Source organism: Streptomyces flavofungini (assembly GCF_030388665.1).
Lineage (GTDB): Bacteria > Actinomycetota > Actinomycetes > Streptomycetales > Streptomycetaceae > Streptomyces > Streptomyces flavofungini_A.
The window spans coordinates 7,304,122-7,326,941 of record NZ_CP128846.1; the positions used below are offsets into that span (position 1 = coordinate 7,304,122).

Genomic DNA, 22,820 nt, shown 5'->3' on the forward strand with positions numbered 1-22,820 from the left:
CATGGAGCCGGGCGAGCCGACACTCGCACCCTCCGTCGGGGGAGGGTGGGCCCAGCTCCCGCTGCCGGGCACCGATACGCCCACGTCCAGGAGGCACAGCTACGGCACAGTGGCCCTTGCGGCCTTCGCCCTGGCGGCGGCGGGAGACCTGGCCGCTCTGGCCCTCGGGTCCGACACGGGCCACACCGTACTGAAGCCCCTCCTCATGCCCCTGCTCGCGGCCTACGCGGTCCTCCGCGCAGGCCCACCCCTGCTGGCGGCAGCCCTCCTCTTCGGCTGGGGCGGCGACGTCCTCCTCCTCGGCGACGCCGACCCCCTCTTCCTCGCGGGCATGGGCTCCTTCGCCGTCGGCCACCTCTGCTACCTCGCGCTGTTCCGCAGACACGGCGAGCAGCACGCCCCGGCCCGGGGCACCTTCGTCGTGGCCACCTACGCCTGCGCCCTGATCGTCACCGTGGCGCTCCTGTGGACCGACCTGCCGTCGGACATGCGGATCCCGGTGGCGGGCTACAGCCTGCTCCTGACCGCCATGGCGTTCGGCGCGACCACCCTCGGCCTGACCGCGGCGGCGGGCGGAGGCCTCTTCCTGCTCTCGGACACCCTCATCGCCACGGACGTCGCCGACTGGCCCCAGGCGCCACGCCCCGACTTCTGGATCATGCTGACCTACCTGGCCGCCCAGGCCCTCCTGACCCGGGGCGTGCTCACCGGCGCCCTCACCAACGGATCGGCACCGGAACGACGGTGAGCAGCGCCGACACCGCGACCACGGCCCCGAGCGCCATCACCTCGGCGCGCGCGGGCACGTACGTGGTCAGCGTGCTCCGAGGGGACCGCTTCAGCCGACGGCGGGAGAGCAGCGCGAGGACGGCGACGACGGCCACGAGCAGCACCTTGGCGAGCAGGGTGCGGCCGTACGCCGTCTCCGTCAGCTGGTCGGCCACGGTGTCCGGCGGCATGCGGCGCAGCGTGCTGACGATTCCGCTCGCGGTGATCGCGGCGAACAGGACGGCGGCCACGCGCGCGTAGCGGCCGAGCACGGCGACGCCCGCCTCCGGGGCGGTCCTTCGCCAGCTCCGCAGCGTACGCAGCGCGTACAGCAGGCCGCCCGCCCACAGCGCCGCGCACGTCAGATGCACCAGGGTGAGCCCCGAGCCGACGAGCGCGGCCTCCTCCGTCGGCGGGTGCGCGCGCAGCGCCTCCGCCACGATCACGGCGGCCAGCGGCAGGAGCGAGCTGTCCGGGCGGCGCGAGCGGGCGCAGAGCGCGGCCACGACGAAGGCGTTGACCTCGAGGAGCGCGAGGCGGCCGTCCCGCGACTGGTAGAGCCCGCCGACGTCCAGGTCGGACGGCTGGTGCGGCACCAGGTTGCCGCTGGCGACGATCGAGGCGAGGCCGAGCGCGGCGACACCGCCCGCGACGGCCGCCCACCACCCCCACCCCGGGGGCGCCGAGGCGAGCGGCGCCCCCGGCACGCGGCGCGCGAGCCGCCGTACGAACACCTCGCCCACCTGCACGCACAGCGCGGCGAACAGCACCGTCCGCAGGAACGTGATCCCCGGCGTGCCCGGGGCCTCCGCCTCACCCGTGCCGTCCAGGACGGCTGTCGGTCCGAAGAGGGGCACCACGGCCGCGACGGCCACGAGGACGAGCACGGCGACGGCGCGGCGGGAGGACGGGCGGCGGGGCGCGGTGACATGGGGAGCCGCGGGCGGGGCGGCGGGCGCGGCGGGCGGCGCGGAGGGGTACTCCGTACGCCGCACGGTGAGGTGCAACGTGTCGGCCGGGTCCGGATACGCCGTGTCGGGCGCGGCCGGACGCGTCCTGTCGGACGGGGCCGCGGGCGCGTCGGCCGGGCTCGCGTACCCCGGATGGTGCGGCGAGGCTGCATACCCGGTGTGCGACGAGGCGGCGGCCGTCCCGGCCGTGGCCTCGCCTCCCGGGTCCCCTGGCGGTCGTATGGAGCTCACCACAAGATCTTCACCAGTCGTCGCACTCCTGGGCAAGTCCGGGCAAACAACTGGTGGAACGTCATTCCGCCCATCCGGTCCCGCTCACCGCCACACAGGGGCGTCCCCGCCCCAATCGCCCGGTGGCCGCTCCCAGTTCACGGGTCCGCCTTCGAAGGACACCGGCGGCAGGGCGTACCGCAGCCGCCCCAGGGGACCGTCCGTCCCGGTGAGCCACGGATCCGCCGCGTACGCCGGCCAGGTCGTGAGCCACGCGGCCGTCCGCGCGAGGGCGAGCCGCACCACAGGCGTGCCCCCCGTGCCGTCGGCGGGGTCCCTCAGCCGCTCGGACAGCGACCGCAGCACCGCGGCGGCCAGCAGATAGCCCGTGCCGTGGTCCAGCGCCTGCGCGGGCAGCGCGCCGGGCGCGTCCGGCGCGCCCTCGACCACCGCGATGCCCGTGGCCACCTGCACCAGGCTGTCGAAGCCGCGGCGGCCGGACCACGGGCCGCTCGCGCCCCACGCCGAGAGCTGCGCCACGACGAGGCCGGGCCGCCGCTCGGCCAGCGCCTCGGGGGCGAGCCCGAACCGGTCGAGCGTGCCGGGCCGGTATCCGGTCACGACCACGTCGGCGCGGGCGAGCAGGTCCTCGAAGGCGCGCCGGTCCGCGGGGGCGCCGAGGTCGAGGGTGGCGGAGCGCTTGCCGAAGCCCGTGTCGGCGTGCTGGTCGGGGAGTTCGGGCAGGTGCGGCGGGTCGACGCGCAGCACGTCGGCGCCGAGCAGGGCGAGCGTACGGGTGGCTACCGGCCCCGCGATGACGCGCGTGAGGTCGAGGACGCGCAGCCCGGCGGCGGGCAGCAGCGGGTCCGTGGCCGTCGGCCGGAGGGGCGCCGTCGCGGGCGGTGCGCCGTCGCCGAGCCGCTCCCGGCCCACCAGGGCGAGCCCGGCCACCGCGGCCCCCTGCGGATGCGCGGCCCACTCCTGTGGCGTGCGCAGGGCGACGGCCAGGCCTCCGGCGGCGTACACCGCCTCCTCGGCCTCGGCGGCGGCCAGCCCCGCGAGGCGGGCGCCGACGCGCTCGACGGACGCCTCGCCGTCGCCGAGGCCCAGCGCGGCGAGCAGGCGGGCCCGGTGGTGCGGGTAGTTGGCGTGCGTGCGCACCCAGCCGTCGGCGGTGCGCCAGAACCGCGACAGGGGCGCGAACGACTCCGGCGCGCGCCCGTTGACGAGCAGGTGCCGTTCACTGGCGAACGCGGCGGCCACCGCACCGTCGTCCACGCGCGCGTGCGGCACGTCCCGCCCCGTGCGCAGGGCCGCCAACTCGGCGGCGGCGAGCGCGCAGACGCCCGCACAGGACCGCGCGAGCGCCCGCACCGGGAGCCGCGCGGGCAGGGTGTCCTCGCGTACGACGGGGGAGAGCCGGGACAGGAGCGCGGGGTCGCCCCCGAGCGCGTCCCAGGCGACCGCGGCACCGTCCAACGGCCCCGGGATCCGGGCGTCGTGTCCTGGGGCACCGGCGTCGTGTCCTGGGGCACCGGCGTCGTGCCCCGGGACCACGGCTTCGTCCCACGGCCCTGGAGCCGGTGCTTCGTCCCACGGGCCCGGAACCACGGCCCCGCTCACCGGTCCCCGCTTCCCACCAGCGCTCCCAAGGGTGATTGCATCATGCAGTCACTATGCCGTGCCCGCGGGCGGATACCCCGCCGACCCCGGCTCCGCGGCGCCCGGCCCGGCAGCCCCCGGGTGCACCGCCCCCGGCGCCGAAGCCGCCGACCACCACAGCCTGATCTCCTTCGTCGGGTCGGACGGCCGCAGCTCCCAGCCGCGTCGGGTGGCCGCCTCGACGACGTACGCGCCGCCGACGCCCCGGAAGGTGCGCCACGGCACCTCGCACTCCGGTGAGGGCGCGGGCTTCTTCGGGGCCCTGGGCTTGGACGCGTTCTTCGTCCACTTGTCCAGGTACGCGTCGACTCGCGCGGCGTAGAAGGCGGTGTCGCCCTCGTGGTTCAGCTCGGGCCAGGTCACGGTCCAGCGCGGCCAGACGGAGATCTTGCCGAACAAGGAGTCCATGGCGCGATCCGCGCCGCGCTCGAAGCCCGGGATGATGGTCAGGATCTCGGCGAACATCGCGACGACGATCATGGCGAGCGCCGCCACAAGGAGCAGCAGCCACCACACCGGAAGGACCAGCACGGTGAGCACGAACCGGACCCACAACTGCCATCCGGGGCGGGCGGGTTCGGCCTGCCACTGCTGCTGGCCCTCGTAGACGAACGTCGAGTCCTGGTACGCGTACATGTGCGGCATCCTCTCGTGAGGGGCCGGACGGCGCGCACGCCGCCCGGCCCCTCACCGCCCCGCTCACCGCGAGGCGTCGTGTCAGCGGGGCGCGGCTCGCGCCCCGCGTCCTACTTCCTGACGGCGTCCAGCGCGTCGGACATGCCGACGCCGTAGAAGCCGTTCTTGTTCTTCCCGCCCGCGCACACCGCGTCGACCTTGCCGTCGCCGTCGATGTCGTAGGGGTCGGTGCACGCCATCGCGTCGGCCTGGCGGTAGAGCAGGGCCTTCACCCGGGCCGCGGAGGCCTTCGGGTGCGTCGACTTGATGAGCGCGGCGACGCCCGCGGTGTGCGGCGACGCCATCGACGTACCGGCCTTGTAGCCGAACTTGCCGCCCGGCAGCGTCGACAGGATGAGACCGCTGGTGGCGGGCGGCTGCGGCTTCTGGAAGGCGGTGGAGTCGCCGCCCGGCGCCGCGATGTCGATGACGCCCTTGCCGTAGTTCGAGAACGACGACTTGATGCCCTTCGCGCCCGTGGAGGACACGGTCACCACGCCCGGGAGCTGCGACGGTATGTCGAAGCAGTCAGCGGTCTTGATGGTCCGCTCGACGGGCGTCGTGTCGTTGGGGCTGGACTCGTCGACGATCTCGTCCTGGGCGAGGTCCGTCTTCGCGTTGCCGGCCGCGGCGACGTTCACCGCGCCCTTGCGCTCCGCGTACCTGGTGGCCCGTCCGACCGCGTCGACCAGTGCCTTCTGGTCGGCGTCGGTACGGCAGTTGAACAGCCACGGGTCGGTGTAGTAGCTGCTGTTGGTGACGTCCACGCCGTGGTCGGCCGCCCACATGAAGCCGCAGACGACGGCCTCCGTGTAGTAGAGGCCGGTGGCGGGCTCGGCCACCTTCAGGCTCGCGACCTTCACGCCCGGCGCGACCCCCGTGACACCGGTGCCGTTCTTCGCGGCGGCGATGGTGCCCGCCACGTGCATGCCGTGGTCGCTCTCGTTGGCCACCGGCCGCCACGCGTTGTCCTTCTGCGTGGGCACGCCGCCCAGACAGCTCGCGGACGCGCGCCTGTCGAAGTTCGGCGCGATGTCCGGGTGGGTGTCGTCGACGCCGGAGTCGAGCACGCCGACGGTCACCTTCGGGCTGCCGAGGGAGACCTTGTGGGCCTGGTCCGCCTTCATGGCGGGCAGGTCCCACTGCAGCGGCTCCAGCTCGTCCTGGTCGCCCGCGGCCTTGCCCGCCGCGGCCTTCGCCTCCTTGGCGGACAGCGGCCGCGCGGCGTCGATGTCGTCGCTGGACTGCGCCGACAGCGGCGCCGTGCGCGTGGCACCGGCCGACTGCACGCCCTTGACCTTGCGGATCGTCTTCGCGAAGTCGGGGTTCGCGGAGTGGACGACGATCACACCGATCTTGTCGTAGGAGATCACGACCTTGCCGTCGGCCTTGGCGATGGCCTTCTTGACGTACTTGGCCACCCAACCGCCGTGCCCGGTGCGGACGTTGACGACATAGCTCATCGTCGAACCGTCCGCGGGCGCGGCGGCGGCGAGCACGCCGACGCCCGGGGCCGCCGGGGCCGCCGCCGGAGCGTCGCTCTGCGCGGACGCGGTGCCCGGCAGGAAGGCGAGCGCGGAGACCACCGCGACGCCGAGGGGAAGGGCGACGGCGCGCCGTCCGGCCCGGCCGGTCCTGCTGGTGTGCTTGCTGCTCAAGGTGCCGTTCCCCTTACTTCTTCACGGCGTCGAGCGCGTCGACGATCCCGTGGCCGTAGAAGCCGTTCTTGTTCTTGCCGCCCTTGCAGACGGCGTCGACCTTGCCGTCACCGTCCGGGTCGTACGGCTTCGTCGGGCAGCCCGGGTTGTCGGCCTGCCGCTTGAGCAGCCGCTGCAGCTCGGCCGGGCCCGCCTTCGGGTGCGTCGACTTCAGCAGCGCCGCGACACCCGCCGCGTGCGGGGAGGCCATGGACGTGCCCTGCAGCCACGCGTACTGGCCGCCCGGCATCGTGGAGAGGATGCCGCCGTCCTTGGAGGGGGTGTCGGTCGGCTTCTGGTAGCGCCGGTCGCCGCCGGGCGCCGCCACGTCGACGACGCCGTTGCCGTACGTCGAGTAGTACGACTTGGCCTTGTACACGCCCGTCGCGCTGACCGTGACGACACCCGGGAGCTGGGTCGGGAGGTCGAGGCACTCGTGCGGGTCGATGGTGCGGGTGACCGGCGTGGAGTCGTCGGGGCTGGAGTCGTCGACGATCTCGTCCGCGTCCAGGTCGTGGTTGGAGTTGCCCGCGGAGGCGAGGTTCAGGGTGCCCTTCTTCTGGGCGTAGAGCTGGGCGCGGTTGACCGCGTCGAGGATGGCCCGCTGGTCCGGGTCGTCCTTGCAGTTGTACAGCCACGGGTCCACGTAGTAGCTGTTGTTGGTGATCTCGATGCCGTTGTCGGCGGCGAACACGAAGGCGCAGACCACGCTCTCCGGGAAGAACAGCTCGCTGACCGGGTCGGCCACCTTGATGCCCGCGACCTTCACGCCGGGCGCGACCCCCGCGACGCCGACGTTGTTGCGCGCGGCGGCCACCTCGCCCGCCACGTGGGTGCCGTGGTAGTGCTCGGGCTTCGCCGGGCGCCAGGCGCCGGGGGAGGTGTCGGCCTTGCCGCCGACGCAGCTCGCGGACTGCTTGGCCGAGAAGTTGGGCGCGAGGTCGGGGTGGGTGTCGTCCACGCCGGTGTCGATGACGCCGACGGTGACCTTCTTGCTGCCCGGGTTGATCTTCGCCGCCTTGTCGGCGCCGATGGCCCGCAGGTCCCACTGGTCGGCTTCCAGCGGCTCCTGGGCGGCGGCGCCGCCCTTGCCCGCCGCGGCCCGCTCCTTGAGCGCCTTGGCCTGCTCCTTCGAGACGAAGGACGGCGCGCCCTCCTGCGTGGTGGCGGCGGGGGTGAGCGGGGAGGTGCGGGTGGCGCCCGCGGAGTGCACACCGCGCACGTCGCGCAGCGTCCTGCCGAAGTCCGGATTGGCCGAGTGGGCGACGATCACGCCAATTTTCGCGTACGTGACGACGACCGTGCCGTCGGCCTTGGCTATCGCCTTCTTCACCCGCGCCAACGTCTTGGCGTCGGACCTGGTGTTGACGACGTACGCCAGCTTGCCGGCCGCGTCGGTGTCCGCGGCCCGCGCCGTGCTGGAGCCGGGGGCGTCGAGCGGGGCGGCGGTCGCGGCGCCGGGCGCGAAGCCGACCGCTGCGGCGAGCGCGACACCGAGCGGCAGCGCGAGCGCCAGGCGTCTGGAGCGCGACGTGCGTGACGAGCGCAGATGAGCCATGGGATCTCCACATCATCCGGATACGGAACTGCCCGAACACTGCTGGTGCTCGGGCAGGTGCATGACGAGTGGTGCAGGGTGAAGTTATCCCCCGAACTCCCAGGCCAGCAATGGCTTCCCGAAGAAAGCGGGAAAAGCATGAGTTCGACCGCTTCGGGCGTGCCACCGAGACGTTGAACAGCGGACAGAAGCAATATCGACCCCCTGTCGGATCACGTCCTCGGGGCTTAGCATCACCATCCGCGGCCACGTGATCCGTGTCACTATCCGTGTCCCTCGTGACGGCCCCGAGAGCAGAGAACGCAGACCCCCATGGACCGCACCGCCCCCGACTCCCCCCACCTCCCCGCACCTCCCGCACCTTCCGACGCAGCCGACCCCCACTGCCCCGAACCCCCCGCCCCACCTCTCCCCACCGCCCCCGTCCCACGAGGAGACTCCGTGGCCACCGACGCGCCGCCACCATCGAAGGGCGACTCAGAACCCACCGCCGTCCCGCCCTCCACGGAGGAGTTCGTCGCGGTGCAGCAGAGCGCGGAGTTCGCCGAACTGCGCACCGCGTACCGCTCGTTCGCGTTCCCGCTGACCATCGCGTTCATCGCCTGGTATCTCGTGTACGTCCTGCTCTCGAACTACGCGGGCGACTTCATGGGCACCAAGGTGATCGGCAACATCAACGTGGCCCTCGTCCTCGGCCTCGCCCAGTTCCTGACCACGTTCCTGATCGCCTGGTGGTACTCCCGCCACGCCGCGGCCAAGCTCGACCCCAAGGCTGACGCCATCAAGTCCCGGATGGAGGGCGGCGCGTGAGCACCCTTCAGCTCCACTCGGCGCAGAGCACCGTGCTGGCCGCGAACGAGGCCAGCGAGCACCGGCCGCTGATCATCACACTGTTTGCGGTCTTCGTCGTCGCCACCCTCATCATCACCGTGTGGGCGGGCCGGCAGACCAAGAGCGCCGCCGACTTCTACGCGGGCGGACGGCAGTTCACCGGCTTCCAGAACGGCCTCGCCGTCTCCGGCGACTACATGTCCGCCGCGTCCTTCCTCGGCATCGCGGGCGCCATCGCCCTGTTCGGCTACGACGGCTTCCTGTACTCCATCGGCTTCCTGGTCGCCTGGCTGGTGGCCCTGCTCCTGGTCGCGGAGCCGCTGCGCAACTCCGGGCGCTACACCATGGGCGACGTCCTCGCGTACCGCATGCGCCAGCGCCCCGTGCGCACCGCCGCGGGCACCTCCACCATCGTCGTCTCGATCTTCTACCTGCTCGCGCAGATGGCGGGCGCGGGCGTCCTGGTCTCGCTGCTCCTCGGCATCACCAGCGACGGCGGCAAGGTCGCCATCGTGGCGCTCGTCGGCGTCCTGATGATCGTGTACGTCACCATCGGCGGCATGAAGGGCACCACCTGGGTGCAGATGGTCAAGGCCGTCCTGCTGATCGCGGGCGCGCTCCTGCTGACCTTCCTGGTGCTGCTCAAGTTCGACTTCAACGTCTCCGACCTGCTCGGCAGCGCCGCGGAGAACAGCGGCAAGGGCGCGCCGTTCCTGGAGCCAGGACTGAAGTACGGCGCGACGGCGACGTCCAAGCTGGACTTCATCTCGCTCGGCATCGCCCTGGTGCTCGGCACCGCGGGCCTGCCGCACATCCTCATCCGCTTCTACACGGTGCCGACGGCCAAGGCCGCCCGGAAGTCCGTGAACTGGGCCATCGGCATCATCGGTGCCTTCTACCTGATGACGATCGCGCTCGGCTTCGGCGCCGCCGCGCTGATCTCGCCGAAGGAGATCACCGACTCCAACCCGGCCGGCAATACCGCGGCTCCCCTGCTCGCCCTCCATCTAGGGGGAGTGGACTCCAACTGGGGCGCCATCCTGCTCGCGACGATCTCCGCCGTCGCGTTCGCCACGATCCTCGCGGTCGTCGCGGGCCTCACCCTCGCCTCGTCCTCGTCGTTCGCGCACGACATCTACGCCAACGTCATCAAGAAGGGCAAGGCGAGCGAGAAGGAGGAGGTCAAGGCCGCCCGCTGGGCGACCGTCTTCATCGGCCTCGTCTCCATCGGCCTCGGCGCCCTCGCCCGCGACCTGAACGTGGCGGGCCTGGTGGCCCTCGCCTTCGCCGTGGCCGCGTCCGCGAACCTGCCGACGATCCTCTACAGCCTCTTCTGGAAGCGGTTCACCACCCAGGGCGCCCTGTGGTCGATCTACGGCGGCCTCACCACCGCCGTCGTCCTGGTGCTGTTCTCGCCCGTCGTCTCCGGGAACGAGAAGACGTCCATGTTCAAGGGCGTCGACTTCCACTGGTTCCCGCTGGAGAACCCGGGCCTGATCTCCATCCCGGTCGGCTTCCTGCTCGGCTGGCTCGGCACGATCCTGTCGAAGGAGGAGCCCGACAAGGAGAAGTACGCGGAGCTGGAGGTCAGGTCCCTGACCGGCACCGGCGCCCACTGAACCCACCGGGCCCGCCCCGCGCGGGCCCGCCGGGGCACCCGGCGCGGCCGCGCCGTCGAGATCGTCGTAGATCTCTACGACGCGGCCGCGCCGCTCCTGTTGGATCATGCCCCTCTTCGATGTCGGCACCGTCACGTAGGCTCATGGGCAGAGGGCGTACCTACGCCACACTGCCGATCCGGACCGGGGAGGGGGCCCACGTGCTCATTGACACGTATGGCCGAGTGGCCACCGATCTGCGGGTGTCGCTGACCGACCGCTGCAATCTGCGGTGCACGTACTGCATGCCCGAGGAGGGCCTGCAGTGGCTGGCCAAGCCGGACCTGCTCACGGACGACGAGATCGTCCGCCTCATCCGCATAGCCGTCACGCACCTCGGCATCGAGGAAGTCCGCTTCACCGGCGGCGAGCCGCTGCTGCGCCCCGGCCTCGTCGGCATCGTCGAGCGCTGCGCAGCCCTGGAGCCGCGCCCCAGGATGTCCCTCACGACGAACGGCATCGGCCTCAAGCGCACCGCCAAGGCCCTGAAGGAAGCGGGCCTGGACCGGGTCAACGTCTCCCTGGACACCCTGCGCCCGGACGTCTTCAAGACCCTCACCCGCCGCGACCGCCACCGCGACGTCCTCGACGGCCTCGAAGCCGCCCGCGAAGCGGGCCTCACCCCGGTCAAGGTCAACTCAGTCCTGATGCCGGGCCTGAACGACGACGAGGCCCCCGACCTGCTCGCCTGGGCCGTGGCGAACGACTACGAACTGCGCTTCATCGAGCAGATGCCCCTGGACGCCCAGCACGGCTGGAAGCGCGAGGGCATGATCACGGCCGGTGACATCCTGGCCTCGCTGCGCACCCGCTTCACCCTCACGGAGGAGGGCTCCGAGAAGCGCGGCTCCGCCCCGGCCGAGCGCTGGGTCGTCGACGGCGGACCGCACCGCGTCGGGGTGATCGCCTCCGTCACGCGCCCGTTCTGTTCCGCCTGCGACCGCACCCGGCTCACGGCCGACGGCCAGGTGCGCACCTGCCTGTTCGCCACCGAGGAGACCGACCTGCGCGCGGCGCTGCGGGCGGCGCCCGAGGGCACGGCCGGAGACGGCGCCGACGACGGCTCGGACGAGGAGATCGCCCGGATCTGGCGGCTCGCGATGTGGGGCAAGAAGGCGGGCTCCGGCCTCGACGACCCGTCGTTCCTCCAGCCCGACCGCCCGATGTCGGCGATCGGCGGCTGATCCAGGGCCGACCGGGGACCGATCGGGAGCCGATCGGCGGCCGGGTGCCGATCAGCCGGTGGAGCTCTCCGGCTGTTCCCACTCGGCGAGCGGGACGACGTCCTTCAAGAACCCTCGTACGCCCAGGAATTGGGACAGGTGCTCACGGTGCTCGTCGCACGCGACCCAGGTCTTGCGACGCTCCGGAGTGTGGATCTTCGGGTTGTTCCAGGCGAGCACCCAGACCGCGGCGACGCGGCAGCCCTTGGCGGAACAGATCGGTGTTTCGTCGCTCACGTACTCATCCCAAACAAGGCGACGCCGAGCAGCCACGGGGGGAGCTGCCCGGCGTCGGTCTGTCGCTCCGACGGGGGATGCGGAGCGCGTACGAAGTATGTCACGGGGAACCGGCCGCCTGGCACTGGAACAGCATGATTGATCTGAGGTTTTCTTGAGCTTGGCGTAAGGTCGTCGGTCAACTCTGTTCGCCCGACCGCGCCTTCGCGCCCTCGCGCGTGACCCCGGTCACATCTTCCGGGGCGGGTTCCGCGGCCCGTTCGCGGGTCGCCATCGGCGGCAGCATCGGGCGCGACGGTGCCGGTACGAAGGTTGACGGCAGCGACGGAGTGTTCTCGCGGCCGGCGTTGGCGATCACCACGGCGACGTACGGAAGGAGCACTCCGAGTACCAGCGCGACCAGAGCGACGTGCCGCTCGACGTTCCAGAGCGCCGCGGCGGCAATGACTGAAACAGTACGGACCGACATCGAGATCACGTACCGCCGCTGCCGGCCCCGGATGTCCTCCGCGAGGCCCTGCCGGGCCCCTGTGATCCGGAAGACCTGGGCGCTGCTCTGCTTCCGCATCACGTTCCACCGCCTGCCCGTCATGCCAGGCTCTCCCCGGCCTGGACGCTCCACCACGTTACGCCGAGCCTGCGCCGACGCGTAGACCGGGGGGCGGCTCGGCTCCTGGTGGGGGCTGCGTCGCGCCACGTATGGAGGTGCCCGACATGCGCCGTACGGCGGATGGACCGACACTGAGCGTAATGCTCATGTCGAGCCGTCTGAGGAGGCAGCTATGGGCTGGTTGTGGGCGATCATCGTGGGATTCGTCCTTGGTCTGATCGCCAAGGCGATCCTGCCGGGCAAGCAGCACAGTCCGCTCTGGCTGACGACCATCTTCGGCATCATCGGCGCCGTACTCGGCAACTGGATGGCCGCCGGCTTCGGCATCGACGAGACCAAGGGCATCGACTGGGGGCGGCACGCGCTCCAGTTGGTCGCCGCGCTCGTGGTGGTGGGCCTCGGCGATGCCGCGTACAAGATGATCAAGGGCGGAAAACGGACGGCCTAACGGCAGCCGGAAGGACCTCGCGGCGGGCGGACGACCTCGCGGCGGGGAGACGAGAGGGCCGGTCCGTGCGGACCGGCCCCTCTCCCTCGCTGTGCCCGACGGTCAGCCCGTGACCTCGACCGCGGCCAGGTTCTTCTTGCCGCGGCGCAGCACGAGCCAGCGCCCGTGCAGCAGGTCCGCGCGGTCCGCCACGGCGTCCTCGGCGGCGACCTTCGCGTTGTTCACGTACGCGCCGCCCTCCTTGACCGTGCGGCGCGCGGCCGACTTGCTCGCCACCAGGCCGACCTCCGCGAACAGGTCCACGACCGGGCCGAGCTCGGCGACCTGGATGTGCGGCAGCTCGGACAGCGCCGCCGCGAGCGTCGCCTCGTCGAGGTCGGCCAGGTCACCCTGGCCGAACAGTGCCTTCGACGCGGCGATCACGGCCGCGCACTGGTCGGCGCCGTGCACCAGCGTGGTCAGCTCCTCGGCGAGCGCGCGCTGTGCCGCGCGCGCCTGCGGCCGCTCCTCGGTCTGCCGCTCCAGCTCCTCCAGTTCCTCGCGGGACTTGAAGCTGAGGATGCGCTGGTACGTCGTGATGTCCCGGTCGTCCACGTTCAGCCAGAACTGGTAGAACGCGTACGGCGTGGTCATCGCGGGGTCGAGCCAGACGGCGCCGCCCTCGGTCTTGCCGAACTTGGTGCCGTCCGCCTTGGTCATCAGGGGCGTCGCGAGCGCGTGCACGGTCGCGTCCGGCTCCAGGCGGTGGATCAGGTCGATGCCCGCCGTGAGGTTGCCCCACTGGTCGCTGCCGCCCTGCTGGAGGGTGCAGCCGTAGCGGCGGTAGAGCTCCAGGAAGTCCATGCCCTGGAGCAGCTGGTAGCTGAACTCCGTGTAGCTGATGCCCTCCTGGGACTCCAGACGGCGGGCGACGGAGTCCTTGGTGAGCATCTTGTTCACGCGGAAGTGCTTGCCGATGTCCCGCAGGAACTCGATCGCGGACATGCCCGCGGTCCAGTCCAGGTTGTTGACCATGACCGCGGCGTTCTCGCCCTCGAAGGACAGGAACGGCTCGATCTGCGAACGCAGCCGCGCCACCCAGTTCGCGACCGTCTCCGGGTCGTTCAGGGTGCGCTCCGCGGTCGGCCGCGGGTCGCCGATCTGACCCGTGGCGCCGCCCACCAGGGCGAGCGGGCGGTGGCCCGCCTGCTGCAGGCGGCGCACGGTCAGGACCTGCACCAGATGCCCGACGTGCAGGCTCGCCGCCGTCGGGTCGAAGCCGCAATAGAACGTGACGGGACCGTCCGCGAGCGCCTTGCGCAGTGCCTCTTCGTCGGTGGACTGGGAAAACAGTCCCCGCCACTTCAGCTCGTCGACGATGTCCGTCACGGGTCTCGTGTCTCCTTGGGTGTGCTTCGACCGCGCACCTCGGGGGTGCGGTGTCCGAGGTGCGTGCCCCCGGGCGTACCTCGGGTGCAGTCTCCGAGGTTATACGCCCTGGCTGACGGAACTCATATTGAAATCGGGGACCCGCAGCGCGGGCATCGCGGCCCGGGTGAACCAGTCGCCCCACTCGCGCGGCAGCGTCTTCTCCGTACGGCCCGCCTCACCGGCCCGCGACAGCAGGTCCACCGGCGACTCGTTGAAGCGGAAGTTGTTCACCTCGCCCACCACCTCGCCGTTCTCGACCAGGTACACGCCGTCCCTGGTCAGGCCCGTGAGCAGCAGCGTCGCCGGATCCACCTCGCGGATGTACCACAGGCAGGTCAGGAGCAGGCCCCGCTCGGTGGCCGCGACCATGTCGTCCAGGGAGCGGTCCGAGCCGCCGTCGAGGATCAGGTTGTCGATCACCGGGGCGACCGGCAGGCCCGTCAGCGCGGCGCTGTGCCGGGTCGTCGTGAGGTGGGCGAGCTCGCCCCCGCGCAGCCACTCGGTGGGCCGCAGCGGCAGTCCGTTGTCGAACACCGACGCGTCGTCGCCGGAGGCGTGCGCGAGGACGAACGGCGACGACTCCAGACCCGGCTCGTTCGGGTCGCTGCGCAGCGTCAGCGGCAGCTCCGAGATCCGCTCGCCGACCCGGGTGCCGCCGCCCGGCTTGGAGAACACCGTGCGGCCCTCCGCCGCGTCCCGCCCCGCCGACGACCACAGCTGGTAGATCAGCAGGTCCGCGACGGCGGTCGGCGGGAGCAGCGTCTCGTACCGCCCCGCGGGCAGCTCCACCCGCCGTTCCGCCCAGGCCAGGCGCCGGGCGAGCTCCTCGTCCAGGGTGCCCGGGTCGACGTCCTTGAAGTCGCGGGTGGCCCGCCCCGCCCACGCCGAGCGGGTGCGGTCCGGGGACTTCGCGTTCAGCTCCAGGGTGCCGCTCGGCTGGTCGTGGCGCAGCCGCAGCCCCGTCGACGTGCCGAGGTAGGTGGAGGTCAGCTCGTGGTTGGCGAAGCCGTACAGCTCGCGGCCGCCCGCCCGGGCACGGGCGAACGCCTCGCCGAGCGCGGGCGCGAAGTCCCCGAAGACCGCCGAGGACGTCTCCGCGGGCGCGTCCGTGAAGTCGGGCGACGCCGGGGCGCCGGCCACCAGCGGCTGCGCGTCCTCCGCGGGCCCGCCCGTGCGCGCCGCGGCCTCGGCGGCCCGCACCAGCGGCTCCAGGTCGGCGGCGGTCACCGCGGACCGCGAGACCACACCGGAGGCGGTGCCCTCCTTGCCGTCGACCGTGGCGATGACGGTGAGGGTGCGGCCGCGGGTGACGCCGTTGGTGGTGAGCGCGTTGCCCGCCCAGCGCAGGTTCGCCGTCGACTCCTCGTCGGCGATCACCACGCAGCCGTCGGCGGTGGACAGCTCCAGGGCACGCTCGACGATCTCGTGCGGCTTGGTGGTGCGGCTCATCGCCCGGCCTCCTGCGTGGTGTTGAGGATGTTGACGCCCGAGAAGAGGGCGGAGGGGCAGCCGTGCGACACGGCGGCTACCTGGCCCGGCTGGGCCTTGCCGCAGTTGAAGGCGCCGCCGAGGACGTACGTCTGCGGGCCGCCGATCGCCGTCATCGAGCCCCAGAAGTCGGTGGTCGTGGCCTGGTAGGCGACGTCGCGCAGCTGCCCGGTGAGCCGCCCGTTCTCGATCTTGTAGAAGCGCTGCCCGGTGAACTGGAAGTTGTAGCGCTGCATGTCGATGGACCAGGAGCGGTCGCCGACCACATAGATGCCCCGGTCGACCCCGCTGATCAGGTCCTCCGTGGACAGCCCGCCGGGGTCCGGCTGCAGCGAGACGTTCGCCATGCGCTGCACCGGGACGTGCCCGGGGGAGTCGGCGTACGCGCAGCCGTTGGACCGCTCGAAGCCGGTGAGCTTCGCGATCCGCCGGTCCAGCTGGTAGCCGACGAGGGTGCCGTCCTTGACCAGGTCCCAGGACTGCGCGGCCACGCCCTCGTCGTCGTAGCCGATGGTCGCGAGGCCGTGCTCGGCCGTGCGGTCACCCGTCACGTTCATCAGCGACGAGCCGTACGCCAGCTTGCCGAGCTGGTCGAAGGTCGCGAACGACGTGCCCGCGTACGCCGCCTCGTAGCCGAGCGCGCGGTCCAGCTCCGTGGCGTGGCCGATGGACTCGTGGATCGTCAGCCACAGGTTCGAGGGGTCGACGACGAGGTCGTAGCGGCCCGCCTCGACGCTCGGCGCCCGCATCTTCTCCGCCAATTGCTCCGGGATCCGGGCGAGTTCCCCCTCCCAGTCCCAGGTGTTCCCGGTGAGGTACTCCCAGCCGCGGCCGACCGGCGGGGCGAGGGTGCGCATCGAGTCGAACTCGCCGCTGGAGTCGTCGACGGCGACGGCGGTCAGTTGCGGATGCAGACGCACCCGCTGCTGGGTGGTCACGGTGCCCGCCGTGTCCGCGTAGAACTTGTTCTCGTGCACGGTGAGCAGCGAGGCGTCCGCGTGCGCGACGCCGTCGGCGCCGAGCAGCCGCGCGCTCCACTCCGCGAGCAGCCCCGTCTTCTCGTCGTCCGGTACGGAGAAGGGGTCGATCTCGTACGCGGACACCCAGGTCCGGTCCGCGTGCACCGGCTCGTCCGCGAGCTCGACGCGCTCGTCGGACCCGGCGGCCTTGATCACCTGCGCCGAGAGCTTCGCCATCGCGACGGCCTGCGAGGCGATCCGGGCCGCCGCGTCCATCGTCAGGTCGACCCCCGAGGCGAACCCCCAGGCCCCGTCGTGCACCACCCGCACCGCGTATCCCAGATCCGTGGTGTCGGACGACCCGGCCGGCTTGGCGTCCCGCAGCCGCCAGGACGCGCTGCGCACCCGCTCGAGCCGGAAGTCCGCGTGTTCGGCGCCCAGCGCCCGCGCGCGGGCGAGCGCGGCGTCGGCGAGCGCCCTGAGCGGCAACGCCGTGAAGGCTTCATCGATGGAATGAGGCACGGAATGTCTCCCTGCTGTCGCCTGTGGTGGGCCTGCTCGCCCCGGCACGGTCACGGCCGCCTCCCGGCACCGGCCACGTCCGATCATGGCGTGCGAACCGGACGGTGGCCACACTTTTCTGTAGGGATCCAACAGCGACTCCTCTGAGCCACTGTCGGTCGCCGATTCCCCGTATCGCGCACGGTACCGATAGGTTTTCGGAAGACCACACAGCCAAGGAAAGGGTGATCCGTTGAGCCGCTCGGTTCTCGTCACTGGAGGAAACCGGGGCATCGGCCTCGCCATCGCCCGCGCGTTCGCCGACGCAGGCGACAAGGTCGCGATCACCTACCGCTCGGGTGAGCCGCCCAAGGACCTCACCGCGGCCGGTGTCCTCGCCGTCAAGTGCGACATCACCGACGCCGAGATGGTGGAGCAGGCCTACAAGGAGATCGAGGAGAAGCACGGAGCCGTCGAGGTCCTGGTCGCCAACGCGGGCATCACCAAGGACCAGCTCCTGATGCGCATGTCCGAGGAGGACTTCACCTCCGTCCTCGACACCAACCTCACCGGCACCTTCCGCGTCGTGAAGCGGGCCAACCGCGGCATGCTGCGCGCCCGCAAGGGCCGTGTCGTCCTCATTTCCTCGGTGGTCGGCCTCTACGGAGGCCCCGGGCAGGCCAACTACGCCGCCTCCAAGGCGGGCCTGGTCGGCTTCGCGCGTTCCCTCGCCCGGGAGCTCGGGTCGCGCAACCTCACCTTCAACGTCGTCGCGCCCGGTTTTGTCGACACGGACATGACCCAGGTGCTGACGGACGAGCAGCGCGCGAACATCGTGGCGCAGGTGCCGCTCGGCCGTTACGCCAAGCCCGAGGAGATCGCCGCGACGGTGAAGTTCCTCGCGTCGGACGACGCCTCGTACATCACTGGAGCCGTCATCCCGGTTGACGGCGGATTGGGCATGGGTCACTGATCACCATGAGCGGAATTCTCGACGGCAAGCGCATCCTCGTCACGGGCGTCCTCACGGAGGGCTCCATCGCCTTCCACGCGGCCAAGGTCGCCCAGGAGCAGGGCGCCGAGGTCGTCCTCACCGGCTTCGGCCGGGTCACGCTCGTGGAGCGCATCGCCAAGCGGCTGCCCAAGCCCACCACGGTCATCGAGATGGACGTGACCGACCAGGAGCACCTGGACTCGCTGGCCGCCAAGGTCAACGAGTACTTCGGTGACGACGAGGGCATCGACGGCGTCGTCCACTCGATCGCCTTCGGCCCGCAGGGCGCCTTCAACTTCCTGGAGGCGGACTGGGCGGACGTCTCGACAGCCCTCCAGGTCTCGGCGTACTCCCTGAAGTCGCTCACCATGGCGCTGCTCCCGCTGATGGAGAAGCGCGGCGGCGGCTCGGTCGTCGGCATCACCTTCGACGGCTCCATCGCCTGGCCGAAGTACGACTGGATGGGCGTCGCCAAGGCCGCCCTGGAGTCCACCGGGCGCTACCTGGCGCGTGACCTCGGCGGCCGCAACGTCCGCGTCAACATGGTCTCGGCGGGCCCGATCAAGTCCATGGCCGCCAAGTCCATCCCGGGCTTCGAGGAGCTCGCGGACGTGTGGAACCACCGCGCCCCCATCGGCTGGGACCTCACCGACCCGGAGCCCGCGGGCCGCGGCGTCGTCGGCCTCCTGTCGGACTTCTTCCCGAAGACGACGGGCGAGGTCGTGCACGTCGACGGCGGCGTCCACATGATGGGTGCCTGAGCGGCTTCCCGTACGTTCTCCCGTACGTCCGCCCCGTACCTGGCCGACGCCCCGTCCCCCGCAGCGCGCGGGGGCGGGGCGTCGCCCGTTCGGCCGCTTGGCCGGGCGGGGGCGGGCCCGGACCGCGCACCCTGAAGTGTGCGCTGGTCACCTGGTGCGGTGCTCGCCGCCCTCGCCCTGCTTGTCGCCCTGCCCTACGGCGCCGCGTCCCACGGGGCCGGGGGAGCGGTGACCCGCGCGGCCGGCGGCGACAGGGGCGGGGCGGTCCGAGAGGCCCCCGCGGACCGCCCGTTCGGCGCGGAGTGCCGCAGCAGCGTCCAGGGGTCGACGGCCGTCGCGTACTGCCACAACCCCTACCCCGAGACCGACCGGGTCCGGCTGCACATCGAGTGCGAGCGGTGGTGGGACGTCGACAGCGACAGCGCTCCGGTCGCCGCCGGTCCGGCCGGGACGGTGCGGCTCACCGGGCGGTGCTGGAAGGAGATCCGCTCGGTGTGGGTCAGCCACCAGCGGTGAGGCCCGGGGAGCGCCGGGGCGGACGTCAGGCGTCGGCCGCGAAGCGCTCCGGGCGGCACAGGTAGGGATAGCTCGCCGCCTCCGCCGCCGCGGCCTGCGCGTCCCCCGCCCGGATCGCCTCGACGAGCCGCCCGTGGTCCATGTAGGCCTCCGGGGTCAGCTCCCGGCCGATGTCCTCGCGCAGCCAGTCCCGCAGCACCTCGCCGAGGTCCGCGTACATGGCCGTCATGACGTCGTTGTGCGACGCGGCCACCACCGCCAGGTGCAGCGTCGAGTCGGCCGTCACGAACGCCTCGGCGTCGCCCGAGGCCCAGGCCTCCTCGCGGCGCGCGAGCAGCGTGTCCAACTGCCGCAGATCCCGCTCGGTGCGCCGCTCGGCGGCCAGCTTCGCCGCGCTCGACTCCAGCGTGGCGCGCAGCTCCGCGATGTGCCGGGGGCTCGCGTCGGCGAACCTGCGCTGCATCACGCCCGCCAGCTCGCTGGTCGCGACCACGTAGGTGCCCGAGCCCTGGCGGATGTCGAGCAGGCCGTTGTGGGCGAGGGCGCGGACCGCCTCGCGCACCGTGTTCCTGGCCACGCCGAGCTGCTCGACCAGCTCGGGCTCGGTGGGGATGCGGGAGCCCACCGGCCACTCGCCGGACGAGATCTGGTTGCGCAGCTCGGAGATGACCTGCTCGGAGAGCGCCGAGCGGCGAGGCGTGGTCAGGGGCATGACGTTCCTTCGGGCGAGCGGTCGGACGGGAGGCCGGACGGTGATCGGGCGGGTGCCGGTGGTGCTTGCATCGTGAAACGGATTGGACAGCCAATCATCCCATGATTCTATGATGTCTCTCATGGCGAGTGAGGAAGCGAAGACGACGAGTCCGGTGACAGGTACGGCGACGGGTACGGCGACGACGGCACCGGAGGCGCCCGCCGGACGCGCGCGTGGCGCCGGGGGCATCGGCGGCGCCGACGCGACCGGCGGGACCGCGCGCGCTGCGGCGGCCACCGCGAAACAGCGGCCCACGCGCGCGTGGGCGACGCGTCTCGTCGTCGTCGGCATCGTCCTCGCGGCCCTCAACCTGCGGCCCGCCATCACCAGCCTCGGCGCCCTCCTCGAAGAGGTGCGCGACGGGCTCGGCATGAGCGGCACCCTCGCCGGTCTCCTCACCTCCGTGCCGCCGCTGTGCTTCGCGGCCTTCGGCAGTCTGGCGCCGCGCCTGGCTCGGCGCTTCGGCGCGGGCGCGGTGGTGTGCGGCGGCATGGCGGCCATCGCCACGGGCCTGCTGATACGTCCCTTCGTGGGCGGCACCGTCGGCTTCCTGGCCGCGAGCGCGCTCGCGCTGATGGGCATCGCCGTCAGCAACGTCCTGATGCCGGTGATCGTCAAGCGCTGGTTCCCGGACCGCGTCGGCTCGATGACCGGCCTGTACTCGATGGCCCTCGCGCTCGGCACCTCTCTCGCCGCCGCCGTCACCGTGCCGGTGACCGACGCGCTGGGCGGCAGCTGGCGCGCGGGCCTCGCCGTCTGGGCGGCGGTCGCCGTCGTGGCCGTCGTGCCGTGGCTCCCGCTGGTGCGCGAGCGTGGCACCGACGCCGCCGGTTCCGCTGGTGCCGCCGGTTCCGGGCAGGTGCCCGCGGCCGTGCGGAGCCAGGACGAGGGACTGCGAATCACCCACAGCCGCACCGCCTGGGCCCTCGCCTGCTTCTTCGGCCTCCAGGCCACCGCCGCGTACATCACGATGGGCTGGCTGCCGCAGATCTTCCGGGACGCGGGGGTGCCCGCCGGTGAGGCAGGGGTGCTGCTCGCCGTCACGATGGCCATGGGCGTGCCCCTCGCCTTCGTCATCCCGCGCGTGGCGACGCGACTGTCCCACCAGGGTCCCGTGGTGGTCGCCCTCGGCACCTGCGGGCTCGCCGGGTACGCGGGCCTGTACTTCGCCCCGGCGGGCGGAGCCTGGGCTTGGGCGCTGCTGTGCGGCATCTCCAACTGCGCCTTCCCACTGGCCCTCACGATGGTCGGCATGCGCGCCAGGAGCAGCGCGGGCGTGGCCAAGCTGTCCGCCTTCGCGCAGAGCACCGGCTACCTGATCTCGATCCCGGGACCGCTGCTCGTCGGCGTCCTCTACCAGCACAGCGGCGGCTGGGGCCTGCCGATCGCGCTCATGGCGGGCCTGATGGTGCCGCAGATCGCCGTCGGCGTCCTCGCGGGCCGCGACCGCACGATCGAGGACGAGGTGGCGCAGCGGGCTGCGGCCGTGTCGGCGGGAGCCTGACGCGGGGGCCGGGGGCCGGGGCCCGGTCCGAGCCCGAACCCGGAGTCGCCGTCCGAGCCCGATCCCCGGGACCGCTGTCCGGTGCTCGCCCCCCCCTGGCCCCAAGGACCGGACCCCGGAGCCCGCGATCCGCTCGCGGGGTGCGAGACTTGCTCCATGCCAGTGCTCGACCCGAACCCCCAGAACGGCCAGAAGAAGCTGCTCCTCGTGCTCGGCGCGATGCTGGCCATCACCGTGATCATCGGAATCGTCGCGACGGTGGCCTCCCCCTGACGACCCCTCAGCAAGCGGCGCGGGGCTCCCGCGCCGCCCGATGGTGGGGCTAGCACCACCATCCCCTAGGGGGCCAGTGTCAGGGTCAACTGGGTGGATCACCGGATGGGTTGAGGGCGCCCGACTCCGTACCTTCGAGATGTGGCCGCGAAGACGCGGCACGGAGCACTCGAAGACCCTGGAGGCGGTATGTCGGCCCGTTCGCACACTCGGCGCGACCCGGCGGACCGGACGAAGCCGGCCGGCATCGAGATCCAGCTGCCCTGGTGGGCCATCGCCCTCCCCGCGATCGCCTTCGCGGCCCTGCTCCTGCTGATACTGAACCCGGCGGACGCCCACGCGGCGAGCGGCGAGCCCGCCGTCACGGACATCCTGGAGCGCCTGCGACACCTGCTGAGTCTCGCGTCGTGACGGCCCCCGCACCGCCCCTGACCTCGTGGGTCACCCCGTGAAGGCGCTGTCACCCGTGCTGACGGAGCCCGTCAACTCCCTGCGCCCGATGGTGTGTTTCATGCGAAGCTGGGACACATGAGCGTCGCAGAACCCCGCAGGATTGTCCTCTTCCGGCATGCGAAGGCCGACTGGCCCCAGGTGTCCGACCACGAGCGCCCCCTCGCCGACCGCGGCCGCAGGGACGCCCCCGTGGCCGGCCGCAGACTGGCCGAGAGCGGCATCGCCTTCGACCTCGCCCTCTGCTCGACCGCCGCCAGGACCCGCGAGACCTGGAAGCTGGCCGTCCAGGAGCTCTCGCAGCGCCCCCGGACGGTGTACGAGGACCGGGTGTACGAGGCGTCCCCCGGCGAGCTGATCGCCGTGCTCAACGAAACCCCGGACGACGTCCGGGACCTGATCCTGATCGGCCACAACCCCGGCGTCCACGGCCTCGCCGACATCCTCAGCGGCGACGCCGAGGGCGACGCCCAGGTGCGGATGAACCGCCGCGGCTTCCCGACGTCGGCGTTCGCCGTCCTGACGTACACCGGATCGTGGAAGGGCCTTGAGCCGGGGGCGGGGACCCTGGTGGACTACTGGGCGCCGTCGGAGTAGCGGCATCCCCACGCCGACCTGCTCCGACCCACTCCGACCTGGCCTGACTCGCTCTGGGCTGATCT

23 protein-coding genes are annotated in these 22,820 nt (G+C 72.1%); 12 read left to right on the forward strand and 11 right to left on the reverse strand.

Annotation, left to right across the window (positions count from 1 at the left end; genetic code table 11):
* Nucleotide 1: 1 nt before the first annotated feature.
* A complete protein-coding gene (locus QUY26_RS31310) occupies nt 2-748 on the forward strand; it encodes a lysoplasmalogenase (protein ID WP_436840542.1) in 747 nt (248 codons plus the stop codon).
* Here the strand turns inward: QUY26_RS31310 and QUY26_RS31315 are convergent.
* The 5 genes from QUY26_RS31315 to QUY26_RS31335 form a co-directional block, all read right to left on the reverse strand.
* Nucleotides 717-1,763: a CopD family protein gene (locus tag QUY26_RS31315; protein ID WP_436840543.1), complete on the reverse strand. Its 1,047-nt coding sequence runs from the start codon at nt 1,761-1,763 to the stop codon at nt 717-719. The genes QUY26_RS31310 and QUY26_RS31315 overlap by 32 nt on opposite strands.
* Nucleotides 1,764-2,054: 291 nt before the next feature.
* Complete coding sequence (locus tag QUY26_RS31320) at nt 2,055-3,428, reverse strand: CoA transferase (protein WP_289952603.1); 1,374 nt, start codon at nt 3,426-3,428, stop codon at nt 2,055-2,057.
* Nucleotides 3,429-3,623: 195 nt separating this feature from the next.
* Entirely contained in the window at nt 3,624-4,247 is a 624-nt protein-coding gene (locus QUY26_RS31325; protein WP_289952604.1) for a hypothetical protein, read from the reverse strand.
* Nucleotides 4,248-4,357: 110 nt separating this feature from the next.
* The gene (locus QUY26_RS31330; protein WP_289952606.1) at nt 4,358-5,944 is read right to left on the reverse strand and encodes a S8 family serine peptidase; all 1,587 of its coding nucleotides are present in this window, start codon (nt 5,942-5,944) and stop codon (nt 4,358-4,360) included.
* Between the two features lie 13 nt (nt 5,945-5,957).
* Entirely contained in the window at nt 5,958-7,541 is a 1,584-nt protein-coding gene (locus QUY26_RS31335) for a S8 family peptidase (protein ID WP_289952607.1), read from the reverse strand.
* A 441-nt stretch (nt 7,542-7,982) separates the two neighbouring features.
* Between QUY26_RS31335 and QUY26_RS31340 the strand changes: the two genes are divergently transcribed.
* The 3 genes from QUY26_RS31340 (at nt 7,983) to moaA (ending at nt 11,214) form a co-directional block, all read left to right on the forward strand.
* On the forward strand, nt 7,983-8,351 hold the full coding sequence (locus QUY26_RS31340) for a DUF485 domain-containing protein (RefSeq protein WP_289952608.1): 369 nt from the start codon (nt 7,983-7,985) through the stop codon (nt 8,349-8,351).
* Nucleotides 8,348-9,991, forward strand: a complete 1,644-nt coding sequence (locus QUY26_RS31345) for a solute symporter family protein (protein ID WP_289952610.1) — start codon at nt 8,348-8,350, stop codon at nt 9,989-9,991. Before QUY26_RS31340 ends, QUY26_RS31345 begins: the two co-directional genes overlap by 4 nt.
* Before the next feature lie 200 nt (nt 9,992-10,191).
* Nucleotides 10,192-11,214, forward strand: coding sequence for a GTP 3',8-cyclase MoaA (moaA, locus tag QUY26_RS31350; protein WP_289952611.1), 1,023 nt, complete (start codon nt 10,192-10,194; stop codon nt 11,212-11,214).
* A gap of 51 nt (nt 11,215-11,265) precedes the next feature.
* Here moaA and QUY26_RS31355 read toward each other — a convergent pair whose 3' ends face one another.
* Both QUY26_RS31355 and QUY26_RS31360 read right to left on the reverse strand, forming a co-directional pair.
* Nucleotides 11,266-11,490, reverse strand: coding sequence for a hypothetical protein (locus QUY26_RS31355; protein WP_289952612.1), 225 nt, complete (start codon nt 11,488-11,490; stop codon nt 11,266-11,268).
* A gap of 178 nt (nt 11,491-11,668) precedes the next feature.
* Nucleotides 11,669-12,058 carry a DUF3099 domain-containing protein gene (locus tag QUY26_RS31360; protein ID WP_289956198.1) on the reverse strand — a complete coding sequence of 130 codons (390 nt, stop codon included), beginning with the start codon at nt 12,056-12,058 and terminating at the stop codon, nt 11,669-11,671.
* Between the two features lie 214 nt (nt 12,059-12,272).
* Here QUY26_RS31360 and QUY26_RS31365 point away from each other — a divergent pair, with 214 nt between their 5' ends.
* Nucleotides 12,273-12,548 (forward strand): GlsB/YeaQ/YmgE family stress response membrane protein, encoded by a 276-nt coding sequence (locus QUY26_RS31365; RefSeq protein WP_289952619.1) that lies wholly within the window; start codon nt 12,273-12,275, stop codon nt 12,546-12,548.
* Nucleotides 12,549-12,650: 102 nt separating this feature from the next.
* On the opposite strand, the gene tyrS is transcribed toward QUY26_RS31365, so the two are convergent.
* The 3 genes from tyrS to QUY26_RS31380 form a co-directional block, all read right to left on the reverse strand.
* Entirely contained in the window at nt 12,651-13,916 is a 1,266-nt protein-coding gene (gene tyrS / locus QUY26_RS31370) for a tyrosine--tRNA ligase (protein ID WP_289952621.1), read from the reverse strand.
* Between the two features lie 99 nt (nt 13,917-14,015).
* The gene (locus QUY26_RS31375) at nt 14,016-15,407 is read right to left on the reverse strand and encodes a TldD/PmbA family protein (protein ID WP_289952623.1); all 1,392 of its coding nucleotides are present in this window, start codon (nt 15,405-15,407) and stop codon (nt 14,016-14,018) included.
* Complete coding sequence (locus QUY26_RS31380; RefSeq protein ID WP_289952625.1) at nt 15,404-16,927, reverse strand: TldD/PmbA family protein; 1,524 nt, start codon at nt 16,925-16,927, stop codon at nt 15,404-15,406. Before QUY26_RS31380 ends, QUY26_RS31375 begins: the two co-directional genes overlap by 4 nt.
* A gap of 232 nt (nt 16,928-17,159) precedes the next feature.
* Here QUY26_RS31380 and fabG point away from each other — a divergent pair, with 232 nt between their 5' ends.
* The 3 genes from fabG (at nt 17,160) to QUY26_RS31395 (ending at nt 19,177) form a co-directional block, all read left to right on the forward strand.
* The gene (gene fabG / locus QUY26_RS31385) at nt 17,160-17,879 is read left to right on the forward strand and encodes a 3-oxoacyl-[acyl-carrier-protein] reductase (protein ID WP_289952626.1); all 720 of its coding nucleotides are present in this window, start codon (nt 17,160-17,162) and stop codon (nt 17,877-17,879) included.
* 5 nt (nt 17,880-17,884) lie between these two features.
* Nucleotides 17,885-18,661 carry an enoyl-ACP reductase FabI gene (fabI, locus tag QUY26_RS31390; RefSeq protein ID WP_030361373.1) on the forward strand — a complete coding sequence of 259 codons (777 nt, stop codon included), beginning with the start codon at nt 17,885-17,887 and terminating at the stop codon, nt 18,659-18,661.
* 138 nt (nt 18,662-18,799) lie between these two features.
* The gene (locus tag QUY26_RS31395; protein WP_289952630.1) at nt 18,800-19,177 is read left to right on the forward strand and encodes a hypothetical protein; all 378 of its coding nucleotides are present in this window, start codon (nt 18,800-18,802) and stop codon (nt 19,175-19,177) included.
* Nucleotides 19,178-19,202: 25 nt separating this feature from the next.
* On the opposite strand, the gene QUY26_RS31400 is transcribed toward QUY26_RS31395, so the two are convergent.
* Nucleotides 19,203-19,889, reverse strand: coding sequence for a FadR/GntR family transcriptional regulator (locus QUY26_RS31400; protein ID WP_289952634.1), 687 nt, complete (start codon nt 19,887-19,889; stop codon nt 19,203-19,205).
* Nucleotides 19,890-20,001: 112 nt separating this feature from the next.
* Here QUY26_RS31400 and QUY26_RS31405 point away from each other — a divergent pair, with 112 nt between their 5' ends.
* The 4 genes from QUY26_RS31405 to QUY26_RS31420 all read left to right on the forward strand — a co-directional run bounded on the left by QUY26_RS31405 (nt 20,002) and on the right by QUY26_RS31420 (nt 22,755).
* Nucleotides 20,002-21,435 carry a CynX/NimT family MFS transporter gene (locus tag QUY26_RS31405; protein ID WP_436840435.1) on the forward strand — a complete coding sequence of 478 codons (1,434 nt, stop codon included), beginning with the start codon at nt 20,002-20,004 and terminating at the stop codon, nt 21,433-21,435.
* A gap of 156 nt (nt 21,436-21,591) precedes the next feature.
* Nucleotides 21,592-21,708, forward strand: a complete 117-nt coding sequence (locus QUY26_RS31410) for an SGM_5486 family transporter-associated protein (RefSeq protein WP_087883525.1) — start codon at nt 21,592-21,594, stop codon at nt 21,706-21,708.
* Nucleotides 21,709-21,897: 189 nt separating this feature from the next.
* The gene (locus QUY26_RS31415; RefSeq protein WP_289952640.1) at nt 21,898-22,119 is read left to right on the forward strand and encodes a hypothetical protein; all 222 of its coding nucleotides are present in this window, start codon (nt 21,898-21,900) and stop codon (nt 22,117-22,119) included.
* Between the two features lie 117 nt (nt 22,120-22,236).
* Nucleotides 22,237-22,755 (forward strand): SixA phosphatase family protein, encoded by a 519-nt coding sequence (locus QUY26_RS31420; RefSeq protein WP_289952642.1) that lies wholly within the window; start codon nt 22,237-22,239, stop codon nt 22,753-22,755.
* Nucleotides 22,756-22,820 lie beyond the last annotated feature (65 nt).

What these genes read in the sequence shown, in the direction of transcription:
- QUY26_RS31375 (WP_289952623.1), bottom strand. Translation starts at nt 15,407, where the DNA reads ATGAGCCGCACCACCAAGCCGCACGAGATCGTCGAGCGTGCCCTGGAG.
- QUY26_RS31410 (WP_087883525.1), top strand. Translation starts at nt 21,592, where the DNA reads ATGCCAGTGCTCGACCCGAACCCCCAGAACGGCCAGAAGAAGCTGCTC.
- QUY26_RS31365 (WP_289952619.1), top strand. Translation starts at nt 12,273, where the DNA reads ATGGGCTGGTTGTGGGCGATCATCGTGGGATTCGTCCTTGGTCTGATC.
- QUY26_RS31335 (WP_289952607.1), bottom strand. Translation starts at nt 7,541, where the DNA reads ATGGCTCATCTGCGCTCGTCACGCACGTCGCGCTCCAGACGCCTGGCG.
- QUY26_RS31360 (WP_289956198.1), bottom strand. Translation starts at nt 12,058, where the DNA reads ATGCGGAAGCAGAGCAGCGCCCAGGTCTTCCGGATCACAGGGGCCCGG.
- QUY26_RS31415 (WP_289952640.1), top strand. Translation starts at nt 21,898, where the DNA reads ATGTCGGCCCGTTCGCACACTCGGCGCGACCCGGCGGACCGGACGAAG.
- QUY26_RS31325 (WP_289952604.1), bottom strand. Translation starts at nt 4,247, where the DNA reads ATGTACGCGTACCAGGACTCGACGTTCGTCTACGAGGGCCAGCAGCAG.
- fabI (WP_030361373.1), top strand. Translation starts at nt 17,885, where the DNA reads ATGAGCGGAATTCTCGACGGCAAGCGCATCCTCGTCACGGGCGTCCTC.
- QUY26_RS31405 (WP_436840435.1), top strand. Translation starts at nt 20,002, where the DNA reads ATGTCTCTCATGGCGAGTGAGGAAGCGAAGACGACGAGTCCGGTGACA.
- QUY26_RS31420 (WP_289952642.1), top strand. Translation starts at nt 22,237, where the DNA reads ATGAGCGTCGCAGAACCCCGCAGGATTGTCCTCTTCCGGCATGCGAAG.
- QUY26_RS31310 (WP_436840542.1), top strand. Translation starts at nt 2, where the DNA reads ATGGAGCCGGGCGAGCCGACACTCGCACCCTCCGTCGGGGGAGGGTGG.
- QUY26_RS31400 (WP_289952634.1), bottom strand. Translation starts at nt 19,889, where the DNA reads ATGCCCCTGACCACGCCTCGCCGCTCGGCGCTCTCCGAGCAGGTCATC.